Annotated in this window: 11 protein-coding genes; 5 read left to right on the forward strand and 6 right to left on the reverse strand. The window is 43.1% G+C overall.

Annotated elements, in window-relative coordinates:
- Positions 1 to 327: 327 nt before the first annotated feature.
- On the forward strand, positions 328 to 1,764 hold the full coding sequence (locus ACQEXS_RS09545; RefSeq protein WP_427013661.1) for a glyceraldehyde-3-phosphate dehydrogenase: 1,437 nt from the start codon (positions 328 to 330) through the stop codon (positions 1,762 to 1,764).
- A gap of 154 nt (positions 1,765 to 1,918) precedes the next feature.
- Entirely contained in the window at positions 1,919 to 2,119 is a 201-nt protein-coding gene (locus ACQEXS_RS09550) for a hypothetical protein (protein ID WP_367990131.1), read from the forward strand.
- Between the two features lie 49 nt (positions 2,120 to 2,168).
- Here the strand turns inward: ACQEXS_RS09550 and ACQEXS_RS09555 are convergent, their stop codons facing one another.
- A complete protein-coding gene (locus ACQEXS_RS09555) occupies positions 2,169 to 3,896 on the reverse strand; it encodes an amidohydrolase (protein ID WP_427013842.1) in 1,728 nt (575 codons plus the stop codon).
- Between the two features lie 383 nt (positions 3,897 to 4,279).
- On the opposite strand from ACQEXS_RS09555, the gene ACQEXS_RS09560 reads away from it, so the two are divergent.
- Together ACQEXS_RS09560 and ACQEXS_RS09565 are read left to right on the forward strand one after the other, a co-directional pair.
- The gene (locus tag ACQEXS_RS09560) at positions 4,280 to 4,765 is read left to right on the forward strand and encodes an acyl-CoA thioesterase (RefSeq protein WP_367990133.1); all 486 of its coding nucleotides are present in this window, start codon (positions 4,280 to 4,282) and stop codon (positions 4,763 to 4,765) included.
- Between the two features lie 135 nt (positions 4,766 to 4,900).
- Entirely contained in the window at positions 4,901 to 5,146 is a 246-nt protein-coding gene (locus tag ACQEXS_RS09565; RefSeq protein WP_367990134.1) for a hypothetical protein, read from the forward strand.
- A gap of 326 nt (positions 5,147 to 5,472) precedes the next feature.
- Here ACQEXS_RS09565 and malG read toward each other — a convergent pair whose 3' ends face one another.
- The 3 genes from malG to malE all read right to left on the reverse strand — a co-directional run bounded on the left by malG (position 5,473) and on the right by malE (position 9,203).
- Complete coding sequence (gene malG / locus ACQEXS_RS09570; RefSeq protein WP_367990135.1) at positions 5,473 to 6,363, reverse strand: maltose ABC transporter permease MalG; 891 nt, start codon at positions 6,361 to 6,363, stop codon at positions 5,473 to 5,475.
- Between the two features lie 12 nt (positions 6,364 to 6,375).
- Complete coding sequence (gene malF / locus ACQEXS_RS09575; protein ID WP_427013662.1) at positions 6,376 to 7,950, reverse strand: maltose ABC transporter permease MalF; 1,575 nt, start codon at positions 7,948 to 7,950, stop codon at positions 6,376 to 6,378.
- Between the two features lie 71 nt (positions 7,951 to 8,021).
- Complete coding sequence (gene malE, locus ACQEXS_RS09580; RefSeq protein ID WP_427010619.1) at positions 8,022 to 9,203, reverse strand: maltose/maltodextrin ABC transporter substrate-binding protein MalE; 1,182 nt, start codon at positions 9,201 to 9,203, stop codon at positions 8,022 to 8,024.
- Positions 9,204 to 9,850: 647 nt separating this feature from the next.
- Between malE and malK the strand changes: the two genes are divergently transcribed.
- On the forward strand, positions 9,851 to 10,975 hold the full coding sequence (gene malK / locus ACQEXS_RS09585; protein WP_427013663.1) for a maltose/maltodextrin ABC transporter ATP-binding protein MalK: 1,125 nt from the start codon (positions 9,851 to 9,853) through the stop codon (positions 10,973 to 10,975).
- 123 nt (positions 10,976 to 11,098) lie between these two features.
- On the opposite strand, the gene ACQEXS_RS09590 is transcribed toward malK, so the two are convergent.
- Together ACQEXS_RS09590 and ACQEXS_RS09595 are read right to left on the reverse strand one after the other, a co-directional pair.
- Positions 11,099 to 12,274: a lytic polysaccharide monooxygenase gene (locus ACQEXS_RS09590; RefSeq protein WP_427013664.1), complete on the reverse strand. Its 1,176-nt coding sequence runs from the start codon at positions 12,272 to 12,274 to the stop codon at positions 11,099 to 11,101.
- Between the two features lie 374 nt (positions 12,275 to 12,648).
- Entirely contained in the window at positions 12,649 to 13,542 is an 894-nt protein-coding gene (locus ACQEXS_RS09595; RefSeq protein WP_427013665.1) for a LysR family transcriptional regulator, read from the reverse strand.
- Positions 13,543 to 13,814: the final 272 nt, after the last annotated feature.

A 13,814-nucleotide genomic window follows, 5' to 3' on the forward strand; every position in this document is an offset into this window, starting at 1 on the left:
TGGTAATAAGCAACTCATCACAGCTTTATTTATGCTTGTTAGCTGTATTACATAAGAATATGGCTAATGAGTATTTTTTAATCCAAAAAAAGTCCCTTCAAATTCAGTTGTCAATAGGCGATTAATACAACATTTTTCCTTATAACACCTCACAATTACCTTGAATTTAAGCATTAATCTCTGGTTTTATTTTTCCTAGCAGAATAAGACATCAGGCATTACAATCCCGACACATAAAAATTACAACAATATTACAGCACCCTATACCTCTATTGTTTTAACCAACTTTAGAGTTCCCCCTAAAACGTGAAAGGTAATTAAGTAAAAATGAGTCCAGAAAAACATCTTCTAGACTGGCAAACCAGCCAAACGATTGCGGAAACCATCTCCCCCTTACTCGGTCAGCTCTATCGCCAAAAAGGTGTTGAAGTACTACTCTTTGGTAAAACGCTTGTAAACGCAGCAACCATCGACATCATCAAGGCCCACCGCTTAGCCCGCCATTACACTGGCACTCCCCTCTCCGCTCAACAAACTTTTCCTATCATCAAAGCGCTTTCAGAAATGGAACTTTCCCCATGCCGTATTGATGTAGGGCAGCTCGCTTATCAGTTTTGGCAAAATAGAGATGACGAACATGGCGTCAAAGACTTCTTGCATACGTCCTTGATGGGTGCAATGAATGGTGAAACTGTTTCAGAGCCGAAAGATGTCGTGTTATATGGATTTGGTCGCATCGGCCGCCTACTGACTCGATTACTGGTTGAAAAAAGCGGTCCGGGTTATCCATTGCGACTTCGTGCAGTGGTTGTGCGAGGAGGTAAAAAGGGTGACTTGGAGAAACGTGCAAGCTTGCTTCGAAGAGACTCTGTTCATGGACAATTTAACGGCAGTATCGTTGTCGATGAGGAGCGTAAAGCCATCATTGCAAATGGAAACTACATTCAGTTTATCTACGCTAATAAACCTGAAGAAGTCGATTACACCACATTTGGTATTAACAATGCTCTCGTCGTCGACAATACTGGCGTCTGGCGTGATGCCGAAGGACTAGGCCAACATGCACAATGCCATGGGGCCGATAAAGTGTTATTAACCGCACCGGGTAAAGGTGATATTAAAAACGTCGTCTTTGGCGTCAATGAAGCTGTGATCACGCCTAAAGATACAATTATTTCAGCGGCAAGTTGCACAACCAACGCAATCACTCCTGTTTTAAAAGCAATTAATGATAAATATGGCATCACTTCCGGCCATATTGAAACCGTCCACTCTTTTACGAACGATCAAAACTTGATTGATAATTTCCATTCAGGTGAGCGTCGTGGCCGTAGTGCATCGCTCAATATGGTTTTGACTTCGACAGGCGCGGCCAAAGCCGTATCAAAAGCACTGCCCGAGCTTGCAGGAAAACTAACAGGCAACGCTATTCGCGTTCCAACTCCGAATGTTTCGATGGCTGTCGCTAATCTAAATTTAGAGAAAAACACTGACCGAGAAAGCTTAAATGCCTATTTAAGAGACATGGCTTTGAACTCACCTCTTTCAGGCCAAATTGATTACACCGACTCCACGGAAGTCGTGTCTAGCGATCTTGTCGGCTCACGCTATGCTGGTGTGGTGGATGGCGCTGCCACCATTGCTCAGGATAATCGATGCGTGTTGTACATATGGTATGACAATGAATTTGGCTATAGTTGCCAAGTTGTCCACTGTATGGAACAGATGATGGGCGTGCGCTACAAAACGTACCCTGCCGTGTAATTAACTCGACTCCACAACGAATAAGAATAACAATCTCTACTTATTGCCGCTCAAATCATTCTTGAGCGGCTTTTTTGTACCTGAATGCTCTTGTTCATTCTTCGTTCATCTTCACCCTGCTAAGTTTAAGACTAACTAATAAGAGGTGGAACATATGAACAGATTTATTATGACAACATTCGCGCTGGTCACTGGCTTCTTCGCTCTTATTGCCAGCTTGATTCTCGCTATCCCATTGGCTATCGCCGCACTTATTACTGGCAAAAAAATAGAGAAGCAGCTAAAAGCCTCTGCTCATCACCATGGTCACAGAACGACGATAGAAGGTGAGTTTGAAGAAGTCACCAAGCCCTGATTCAATATACAAAAACACCCGGCTAAGCCGGGTGTTTTTGTATGACATATTACTTATCAATTGGGAAAAGTTTACTCTCAAAAACGGTACCATAAACGGGTATATCTTTGAGGGTTTTAACGTCTACCTTGTATGGGTCTTGCTCAAGAATCGTAAAGTTCGCAACCTTACCTTTTTCAATACTGCCCAATGTATCTTCCATTCCCCATGAATAAGCCGCCTCTATCGTAATCCCGCGAAGCGCTGCGTCCAAAGATAGGGCTAAATCCGGTCTCAGAACCTCACCTTCGTTCGTTTGACGAGTAACCGCACTCCAAGCCAGCAACAGAGGATCGGATGGGGCCATTGGCATGTCAGAATGCAGTGAAACAGGAATGCCTTCTTTTTCAATCGTTGCCAAACGAACCATTGCATGCGCTCGTTCTTCACCCAGCCCTACTTCACCAAATCGTTGACCAAATCCTGTCACGTAGTACGGGTTCACGCTGATGATAGCACCAAGTTTCTTAAGCTCTTTCACTTGTTCATCAGTAGAGTTAGCAAAGTGAACAATGGTGAAGCGATGATCTTCACGTGGAAATTCAGCTTGGCGACGCTTCATAATTTCAATGAGCTTTTCAACACCTTTATCACCATTAACGTGGACAAGAATCTGGTAACCTTTTTCCCAGAAAATCTTAGTGATCGCCTCTACGTCCTCGGGCGTTTGAATCCATTCACCATGGTGACCATCAAGGTAACCATCTTTCATTTTCATTAGCTGAGAAATAATCGCGCCATCAAACAAGATTTTGATTTGATTATCAAAGAATCGCACCTTCCCATCTTTAGGGAACATATTGGTTGTCTCTTCGACTGCTTTGACAACTCCTTCTTTTCCTTTCAATAGGAATGGCGTTTTACTCTCTGGCGTAAAGAACGAATACATTGGTGTCTCATCAGCACCTAGAATCCGTTTATAGGTATCAAGCATCTCTGGTGGAATAAATGCACCCGGTTCGTTATAAGCCGTCACACCCTTTTGGTGCAACATTTCCACCATTTGATTCAGGCCAAATTCAAAACGATCATGACTTCCTAAATCTTTGTAGATGCGAGGCAACAAGTAAATCAGTGCCCCACCTTCCCAAAAGTGACCATGCTCAAGATCTGACTGGCTTTTTACTTCTTCACCAAGTTTATCGATATCAGCTTGATTAAGCCCATACTTCTTGATAAATGCGCTATTCACATAAAACTCATGCGCCGAACGGTGCCACACACCAATTGGGCGAGTGCTAGAAATTTTATCTAGCTCAGCTCGGTTTAACTCTCCGTGGAAAAAGTTGTTGTATCCCCACGTCCACAAGATCTCATTTGGATCTTTTAGCTCTTTCTCTATATTTGCCAGTGCTTTCATATATTCGTCATGGCCGGAGACTGCAGGCCATGTACGAGTTGGAAGTTGCCATTCTTCAGGCGCAATCACTGGCATGCTCAACGTTAACGCGCCTAAGAATGGATGCAAATGCTGCTCAATAAAGCCTGGCATGATGATGCGTTCACCTAAATCAACAACTTTTGCATGAGGGAACTGCGCTTTGGCTTCTTCAGTACTACCAACAAATTGGATTTTTCCATCCACACCAGCAACCACTGCCTGAGCTCTTGGTTGCTCTTTATTCATGGTGATAACACTGCTACCGATAAATAAGGTATTAAGTGGGTGCTCAGATGCAGCAGAGACTTCCGCAGTGGTTTGTTCCGCAGGACCACATGCTGTTAGTGCCAACGACATCCCAAGTGATAACGCTGTAAGCTTGGTGAGTTTATGAACTTTTCTTTTCATTATGATTCTCTCTCGTATTCAGCACATTCAACCCTTGTTGTGTTCATTCTATGAGTTGGTGTTCAGAAGCTAATTTACTGAATTTAGTGTAAGTGCTGCGGAAAAAGATGCTTGTAGGCTTCAGGCGCAAAACATACGCCATGTCAATATTGAGACGCCTGTATTCTTCCTGCACAGAATAATGCCTCAAGTTTGAGTAATGTTTTTTGGCTAAACTCAAATAGATGTTGCACATAATTGACAGGTTTGTTATTTAAAATGAATCGCATCGAGCTTAGCGAATATGGCTACCAAAAGAGATGTCGGAAAGAATAACAATAAGGAATACAGTGATGAGTCGTGGTCAAAGAGATATTACATTGAGATTTCTGGCTGAGCCGGGAGACGTAAACTTCGGTGGTAAAGTGCACGGTGGTGCCGTGATGAAGTGGATCGATTTAGCCGCTTATGCATGCGCCGCAGCTTGGAGTGGAAAATACTGTATCACCGCATACGCAGGTGGCATTCGCTTTGTTGCGCCAATCCAAGTTGGAAACCTAGTAGAAGTAAGTGCAAAAGTGATCTACACGGGCAATAGTTCAATGCATATTGCTATTGACGTACAAGCCAGTGATCCAAAAGAACTCAAAAATCGTCTGACCACGCATTGCATCGTCATTATGGTTGCCGTCGATGAAGATGGGAAACCAAGCTCTGTTCCTGAGTGGGTTCCTAAAACACAGGAAGATATCGAGTTACGCGACTCTGCGATACGATTGATGAACATGAGAAAACAAATTGGCGAAGAGATGGAAGCACACGTCAAATACCTCAAATAACCAGTAGAAGCCACGGCAACGTGGCTTTTTTATTTCACACACTATGTTGCAGAGCGAAATTGTCGTGCTTGTCATTTTTCCTTCATCTTCACCTGATTAAATTCGCCGATATTTAAAAACAATAAGGCTTATACCGTGGTTCAGCTGGCAACCAAACTCAGTGAAGAGACAATCGTTAATTTAAAATCCGTAGAATATCAATGGGTTCGTACGTTATATGTCGAAGGCTACAACACCCAACAAATCAATCATTATATTCAAACCTGCTTCGGCGGAGACGATGTTTTTGCTGACCTATTTCGAAAAGTCGCCCTATCACAAGAAAGCCTTTATGTTCTGCTTCGTTACCTTGGTTGCGCTCCGTCGAGTAAAGAGCTTTAAGTAGGAATTACGCACAAGACACATTATTGTGAAAATAGTCATCTCATTACATATTCATTTGGAGAGTCTGTCGCATACCGTCAGCTGTATGCTATTTGAGACCAGTTGAATTCTTATAATAGCGACAGCAGTACAGGTATAAAAAAACCCAAGCGATGCTTGGGTCATGGTTACAAAAACTGTTAGTTTTCAATAGTAAGGAATTAAGCTAACAGCCAGCTATGCGTAACGCCAGAATTGCTTCTGTTTAACTGATCGGCGGCCAAACCAAAAGTGTTAAACAGAGATACAAAATGGGCGACCAGCGGTCGCCCTTATCGTTTTTATTAGCCTTTCACGCCACCAGCTGTTAATCCTCCAACAAGCCAGCGTTGTGCAAGTAAGAAAACGATGGTTATTGGTAACGCCGACAATACTGCTGCCGCTGCAAAATCACCCCAAAGGTAATTTTGTGGGTACAAATACTGCTGCATACCAACCGCTAATGTGTATGAGTTTACATCAGAAAGTAGTAAGGATGCTACAGGAACTTCACCCACAACCCCGATAAATGACAAGATAAACACCACAGCAAGAATAGGCACAGACAACGGTAATAACACCAGTTTAAATGCTTGCCAAGGTGTCGCTCCATCTAATGCTGCAGCCTCTTCTAGCGAATTATCAATTGTTTCAAAGTACCCTTTGATCGTCCAAACATGCAGAGCAATACCACCAAGATATGAGAAGATCAGTCCCCCATGGGTGTTTAGCCCAAGAAACGGAATGTATTGTCCTAGCTTGTCAAACAATGCGTATAAGGCAACTAAAGCAAGTACTGCCGGGAACATTTGAAAGATCATCATTGCTTTTAAGATGGTGTTCTTCCCTTTAAATCGCATACGCGCAAAAGCATAAGCGGAGGTTGTCGATAACGCGACGATAAGGATCGATGTAATACCCGCCACTTTCACTGAATTCCATAACCACGTCAGTACTGGGAAAGGTGGTGGCGTCACGCTGCCATCTGCATTGGTGACAGAAATACCAAGCGCCAACTTCCAGTGCTCCAGTGAAGGGTTGTCAGGAATGATGCTCCCTGTTGCAAAGTTCCCTTCACGAAATGAAATAGCAACAACCATAAGCAGTGGGAAAAGAATCATTGCTAAAAAGAGCCACATCGCGATATGTGTTGCCCAAACCCGATATTTCAAAGACTTTCCTTGAACCATAGCCATAACGAATTCTCCTTATTCCTGATCCAGTTTAGTGAAACGTAGGTTGAACAAAGCAAGCGCACCGACAAGTAAGAAGATCAAGGTCGCAATCGCACTGGCTAAACCAAAGTCTTGACCACCCGCACCTTCAAACGCAATACGGTAGGTATAGCTCACAAGCAAATCGGTATAACCCGCAGGCTCCGATGTTCCAATCATATTTGGACCACCTTGAGTCAAGAGTGCAATCAATACAAAGTTATTGAAGTTAAACGCAAAGCTTGCAATCAGAAGCGGGGTTAACGGCTTGATCATCAGCGGTAAGGTGATACGAACGAAATTCTGGATGAAATTTGCCCCATCAATTGCTGACGCTTCATAAAGATCTTCTGGAATCGCTTTTAGAAGCCCCATACAAAGGATCATCATGTAAGGGAAGCCAAGCCAAGTATTGACGATAATCACCATGGTTTTCGCCATTAGCGGGTCAGAGAACCAGGCAGGGCTGAAGCCAAATATCGCTTCCAATACCATATTGATTTCACCAAAGCTTTGGTTAAACAAGCCTTTAAAAATCAAGATCGAAATAAACGCAGGGACAGCGTAAGGTAGAATAAGCAACACACGGTAAATCGCTCGCCCTTTTAATGCTTCCCATTGTACGACGCTGGCTAACACCATACCGATGATGCCTGTTAACCCAACAGTGACCACTGAGAACACGATCGTCCAGATAAAGATACTAACAAATGGTTCTTTGATACCTTCGTCTTTCCACACTCGCTCAAAGTTGTGAGAACCAACCCCGACAATGAAACCAGGGGAAACCGTAGCTCCGATAAACTGGCCAGCATCATCAACAGGCTGATAAAAACCAACCTCCATATTTGGCCGCAGCGTCTCTCCGGTTTCATTGTTAATGAGCGTTTCACCATCTTCTTGTAACGTATACTGAGCCACAACAGCCGCAAATTTTCGCAAACTGCTCATGCGAATGTCTTCACCAGAAGGCAAATGAAGATCAACCGCCCCAAGTTGTGCTCGGTTTTGAATGATGGTTTTTATTTTCTCTTTGCTGCCTTCAACCTGTTCAACTGGTTTAAGGTCCATATCACCAGCAACCAAGGTTGCAAGATCAAAAGTATCAGTCGCTAACAACTGGCCTTCTTTCGTAATCGAAAGTTGGTAGCCTTGTTCTGATTTATACAGAGCAAAAGGATAGCTTTCGCCACTTTGGTAAGTTCTGTCTAACAGAACCGATTGAGCACGTTCGAGAGATAATTGGTTCTTAGCACTAAAATTGGTAACAGATAATCCAATGGTGTATGCCAAGGGAAAAAGGATAAATAAGATCATCCCGGCGATGCCCGGATAAATGTAACGATGAGCGTATGTCCTTTTACTGCCAAAAATAAAAAGGGCAAGACTTGTAAGAATGATGGTTAGAAATGCAAATGCGACTTCGCCACGGGAATACATCAGAATTGATGCATAACCATTGAGAAAACCAATGGCACCTAACAGTGACCATTTAATATAAGCCTTTTTGTTTGAAGGCAAGATCGCTTTTGGTGATGCCATGGCATCGGTACCTTGAACTGACTGCATATAAGAACCTGCTAGCGATAAAATGAAGAAATGTAGGAGGGAAATGTCCCTCCTAAAAAGTTACGACAAGATTATTTCGTCATTTGTTTTTCTGCGTCTGCCAGAGCGGCATCAACAGTTTGGCGACCTTCAACAATATTAATGATTGCGTTCTTCGCACTGCCCCAGAAAGCGTTCATCTGAGGAATATTTGGCATGATTTCACCATTCATTGCATTGTCCATTGTCGCCGCAATACGTGCATCTGAATCCAGCTCTTTCTGGAATGAGCTCAATGCAACCGCACCAAGTGGTTTGTCATTGTTTACTTTACGCAGACCGTCATTCGTCAGCAGATAGTTCTCAATAAACTCAACAGCAAGGTCTTTATTTGGTGACGCCGTGCTGATACCTGCCGTGAGTACACCAACAAATGGCTTAGAAGAGTGGCCGTTAAATTTAGGTAGCGTCGTTACACCATAGTTGATGCCCGATTTCTCGATGTTGCCCCAAGACCAAGGCCCATTAATCGTCATCGCTGTTTTACCTTGGTTAAACGCAGACTCTGACACCGAGTAATCCATGTCTGAAGAAATCACCCCTTTCTCCACAAGACCTTTCACAAAAGACATTGCGTCTTTAACACCATCTTTTGCAATACCCGCATCTTTTACGTTGTAGCCATCTGCGCCGTATTTAAACGCGTAACCACCATCTGCTGCCATCAATGGCCATGTGAAGTACGGTTCTTTTAGGTTCCACATGATCGCTGACTTGCCTTCTTTTTTCAGTTTGGCATCAATCGCAGCAACCTCTTCCCAAGTTTTTGGTGGGGTTGGAACTAGATCTTTGTTGTAGATAAGCGAAAGTGATTCAACCGCAACAGGGTAGCCGATGAGCTTACCGTTGTACTTCACGGCATCCCAAGCGAAGTCGACAATGCCTTCTTTCACTTCTTTGGACGGTTTAACTTCAGCCAAAAGGCCCGCTTCAGCGTAACCACCAAAACGGTCATGAGCCCAGAACACAATATCCGGACCATCACCAGTCGCCGCTGTTTGAGGGAATTTGTCTTGAAGCGCATCAGGGTGAGCGACCGTCACTTTAATCCCTGTGTCTTCTTCAAATTGTTTACCTACTTCAGCCAGTCCATTGTAGCCTTTGTCACCATTAATCCAGATAGTTAGCTGGCCTTCTTCAATCGCAGCGTGCGCACCGAATGAGCCTAGAGCAACAAGCGTTCCAAGTGCTACCGTGCTTAGGGCGTTTTTCATGTTCATATCCTTTTTATATTTGTGTTGTAGGGCTTCACCAGAAGGTTTCGCCATATCTCGACATATATCTTCAAAGAAAACACGGCAACGCGAATCCTCCTACTCCCTACGCCCTCTGTATTATGGCTTATTTTCGTGATCATCATCGGTGCACATTGATGACTGAGTTCACAAATACGACCTTCTATGTGAGTCACTTCACTATTGGCCTGCAAATTTATTTGAACTCGATCTGTTCACCCTTTTTTTACTCCCTACGCCCTCCTCCTCGACTACTCCCCCCGTAAAAAACACCCACGGGAGGATGTTTAACCACAAGGAAAAACACACAATGAACTCATCCTTAAGTGGATGGTAAGAACCCTTTCCAGTGAGTCAAAATCGATAACACTGGTTTCATGCCAAGTGAGGTACTGTGCTGATAAACATTCGTGGTTATGACAATACGGGGGAGATGTTTATCAGTGGGGGAAGTATTCTCAATTTAGGCTCAGACGGGTGACGTAACGCCTTAATGCGGTCACCCTATTTTCTTACCTAGGTCTCATTAAGACTGGATAACCGAATTCCTACTGTTACTGCTCAGGAGATAATTCATATAATGATGAGCAGGACAAAAATAAAAATTAAGATCGAGGACGAGCTAAATGGCGAGTGTCACGTTAAAAAATGTATGTAAAGCCTACGGCGACGTATTAATTTCTAAAAACGTCGATTTAGAGATCAAGGAAGGCGAATTTGTCGTTTTCGTTGGACCATCAGGCTGCGGTAAATCAACATTGTTGCGTTGTATTGCTGGTCTTGAAGACATCACCTCTGGCGAACTCTTCATTGGTGAAGAGAAGATGAATGACGTAGAACCGTCAAAACGTGGCGTGGGTATGGTATTTCAATCGTACGCTTTGTACCCACACCTCAATCTGTACGACAACATGTCATTTGGCCTAAAACTCGCAAAAGCAAACAAAGAGGAAATTGATCAACGCGTCGAACACGCCGCAGAGATTCTCCAGCTAAGTCATTTGCTAGAACGCCAGCCCAAAGCATTGTCTGGTGGACAAAGACAGCGTGTAGCTATCGGCCGTACACTGGTTTCCCAACCTAAAGTATTTCTATTAGACGAACCTCTTTCTAACCTAGATGCGGCTCTTCGCGTGCAAATGCGCTCTGAAATCACCAAATTACAACGTAAATTAGGCTGCACTATGATTTACGTGACCCACGATCAAGTTGAAGCAATGACTATGGCTGACAAGATCGTGGTACTCGATGGCGGCTATGTTTCTCAAGTAGGCCAACCGCTCGAGTTATATCACTACCCACAAAATCGTTTTGTTGCGGGCTTTATCGGCTCACCAAAAATGAACTTCATGAGCGTATTCATTGAAGCGGTGGAAAAAGAGCGCGTCATGGTCCAACTTGCCAATGGTACAACATTCTGGATTCCCGTAGATGGTACGACAGTTACACGCGGAGAACGTATGTCTCTTGGTGTTCGTCCAGAACATTTACTGCCTGAAAACGAAGGGGATGCAACCATCGAAGGTGAAGTAAATATCGTTGAGAAACTGGGTAACGAAACACAAGTTTACATGCACATTGACGCCGCAGATGCAGATATGATTTATCGCCAACCGGATACGCTGCCCGTTGAAGCTGGCGACAAATTGTCCGTTGGCATCCCAGCCCATCGTTGTCATCTGTTCCACAGTGACGGAAAAGCGTGTCGTCGTCTTCACCAAGAAAGTGGTGTCGCACTACCTCAGGCTTAACTTAACACTACATAAAAATAAAGCCCCGCAAGGGGCTTTATTTGCTTAATCGAAATGACATGTGGCGGCTGCTGTATGACGTTTTTCAAACACTCACCAACATACCTTTAACTGGCGATGTAATTAACGCCAAACGCCCCACTCACCAGTCGTACCCGGTTCTTCACCTTGAGTCCACCATTGCGCTGTCCACTCTCGACCATTGTGTGAAACCACATCACCAGCAGAATATGTTGCATCAGCACGCCATGCATTGGTAGGTTCTGTTGGCACCGTCGTATCACCTTTAATCAATGATAATGCGTAGCTGAAGGTGTCATTCGGGGCATGAACCTGATTCGCGTGAACATTGTTGGTATCGTACATGTAGTGGTTCATTTCCTGATGCCAAATGCCGATATACCATTCTCCTTTCTTGGTATCGTTAAATTGTCCCGCAAGCTCAGCAGACCATGTTGACGTGTTGTTAGCCGTGATCGGCAGTGAGATGTCTGTTGTTTCAGCCCCTGTGGCATCAAAAGTACGGAATCGTACCGTATCACCTGCTTCAACAGGTCCGAAGCCTTGTGGCACGTAGTACCCTAATACTGTTAAATTGTTACCTGGCTCTGTTGGGTTTGTCGGATCCGTTGGTGTTGTGCCGTCGCCTTTAAAGGTGATATCACTACAGTTGTAGAACCCTTCCCCTGCAACATCAATACGTTGCCAGCGCGTATAAAGAATCGCATCTCCACTTCGCCCTGCCGGGAACGTTACTTTCATGCGGTATCGTTTCTCGGCATCGACTGCAATATCACCTGCGGTATCAATGAGCTCCAGATCATCCCATGTAAGCGGCAAGGTTGGATCGTAAGTTGGTTTGGTTAAGTAAAACTCCCAATAGGACGGGTTATGAGGTGCTTTTCCATAAAAAACGAGGTCAATTTGATTGTTTGCATCCAGAGTTATATTCGTTCGTTGCCAATGGGGAGACGTCACATTCAACCCTGCTTTAGCAGAATCCCCTGCTGAACAAAGTTCACCATTTGGAACAATGGCTTTTACATGCGCCATATCTCTGTAGTTTGGTACATTTGCCGCAACTTCACTGCGCTGAACAAAAGGATAGGCACCTGAGATGTCATAAGCAGCCTGACACGCTTGATTTGGGATTTCATTTGTCCAAAAACCGCCATCAAGATAACAGGTGTTCTGACGTGCACTTGGAAACTCGACCCAGCCATGAGCATGAACGTTTATTGAAGTCAGTGAGGTCACAAGGCCAGCACTGATGAGGGATAAGGTTGTAAGATTTTTCATTTCATTTCCTTTTGATATTTGAACTCGCATCTTCTACTGCATCGCGAGATGTTTTGAGCAAATTCAGGTTATCAAGGAAATATATTGACCTTACTGATATATCAGACGTTCTTTTATCTGGTTTCCAGCGCCAACACCGCGAGCTTGCAATCTCACTCACAAGTTTCGAGCGACTTCAAAATTTTAACGCTACCAATTACATCATTTATCTGAAGATATTTTCGCCAAATTAACCAAATAGATAGAATATTTGTTCAAAAACAAACAAATATTCTATTTAACTTCAAAATAAGAAATTTAATAATCAGCAAGTTATATTAATTAATTTAATAATAAGATGTTGATTGAAATAAAATCGGTGGAATATAAATACCTTATTTATTCGCATGTTGCAGATAATGGATCTTTAATGCATCCAAAATAACTTCCACTTTTTTTGGTAAAACTCGGCTGACTGTTAATGCTTGAATTTTTAGTAACGGCCACTGAATATCGTCCAGTAACGTTACTAATTCACCACGATGAACATTGGGAGCAATGAATTCTTCTGGAAGAAAAGCCAACCCATGTCCTTCAATTGCGAAGGTCCGTGACACCATGGCACTACTCGATACGATCTTAGGCGTGAGTACGACTTTTGCAGCTGCAACTTCTGACATTTGATTGACACGAGTGCCAATATCGCATTCCGAGTTTAAGATCCAGTCATGTTGGTTCAGATCAGACAGCGACTCTGGCGTTCCTTTTGTCGCAAGATAATGAGGGGATGCACATAACACAACCTTGATTTGACCAAGTGGTCTAAACACAAGCCCACTGTCTTTTAAGTCCCCGATACGCACGGCGATATCGATGTTTTCACCCACCAAGTCATGAAACTCGTCGCCAACAAAAATGGTGTAGTTTAATTCAGGGTAATCTTCGTTTAATTCAGCAAGTATTCGAGCAACCGTTTCTTGGCCGATCCCACTTGAACATGCAATTCTCACTTCCCCTTTCACACACGATTTACATTCACTTAGCCGGTCTTCTAACTCGCTAAAGTGCTCACGCATGTTTTCATAGCCTTGAAGCAAAATTCTGCCAGCTTCACTTAACGAAAAACCCCGTGTTGAACGATATAACAAAGTTACACCTAGTTTTTTTTCTAAATGAGCAATATTTTGACTTATTGCTGATGGAGACATGCCTAAACGTTTCGAGGCTGCCGTCATGCTCCCTGTTTCGGCCACAACAGAGAAAATGCAATAGCGCTTCATGTTTTCCATTTTATTTTTCCTAATAAGACAGCACTTTATATAATTTTTAAATTTATTGTTATTATTTGGTAAACAATGTTTACCTTACTTTTTATAATGTTTTTTTGATAATACAAATTTCAACTTGAGTTGCAATAACTAATCAATTGAACAACAAATCTAGATTTGGCATTAAATATGAAATTATTTTTATATATCATCTTATTTCTAAATAATGGCGTCCAAATTAGGTGATTGAAAACAAATATTTACCACAAATTTAACTATGACAAACTCGTATT

The sequence above is a fragment of the Vibrio sp. TRT 17S01 genome (assembly GCF_050113695.1).
In the GTDB taxonomy this organism is placed as follows: domain Bacteria; phylum Pseudomonadota; class Gammaproteobacteria; order Enterobacterales; family Vibrionaceae; genus Vibrio.

What these genes read in the sequence shown, in the direction of transcription:
- ACQEXS_RS09550 (WP_367990131.1), top strand. Translation starts at nt 1,919, where the DNA reads ATGAACAGATTTATTATGACAACATTCGCGCTGGTCACTGGCTTCTTC.
- ACQEXS_RS09595 (WP_427013665.1), bottom strand. Translation starts at nt 13,542, where the DNA reads ATGGAAAACATGAAGCGCTATTGCATTTTCTCTGTTGTGGCCGAAACA.
- malG (WP_367990135.1), bottom strand. Translation starts at nt 6,363, where the DNA reads ATGGCTATGGTTCAAGGAAAGTCTTTGAAATATCGGGTTTGGGCAACA.
- malF (WP_427013662.1), bottom strand. Translation starts at nt 7,950, where the DNA reads ATGCAGTCAGTTCAAGGTACCGATGCCATGGCATCACCAAAAGCGATC.
- malE (WP_427010619.1), bottom strand. Translation starts at nt 9,203, where the DNA reads ATGAAAAACGCCCTAAGCACGGTAGCACTTGGAACGCTTGTTGCTCTA.
- ACQEXS_RS09545 (WP_427013661.1), top strand. Translation starts at nt 328, where the DNA reads ATGAGTCCAGAAAAACATCTTCTAGACTGGCAAACCAGCCAAACGATT.
- ACQEXS_RS09590 (WP_427013664.1), bottom strand. Translation starts at nt 12,274, where the DNA reads ATGAAAAATCTTACAACCTTATCCCTCATCAGTGCTGGCCTTGTGACC.
- malK (WP_427013663.1), top strand. Translation starts at nt 9,851, where the DNA reads ATGGCGAGTGTCACGTTAAAAAATGTATGTAAAGCCTACGGCGACGTA.
- ACQEXS_RS09560 (WP_367990133.1), top strand. Translation starts at nt 4,280, where the DNA reads ATGAGTCGTGGTCAAAGAGATATTACATTGAGATTTCTGGCTGAGCCG.
- ACQEXS_RS09555 (WP_427013842.1), bottom strand. Translation starts at nt 3,896, where the DNA reads ATGTCGTTGGCACTAACAGCATGTGGTCCTGCGGAACAAACCACTGCG.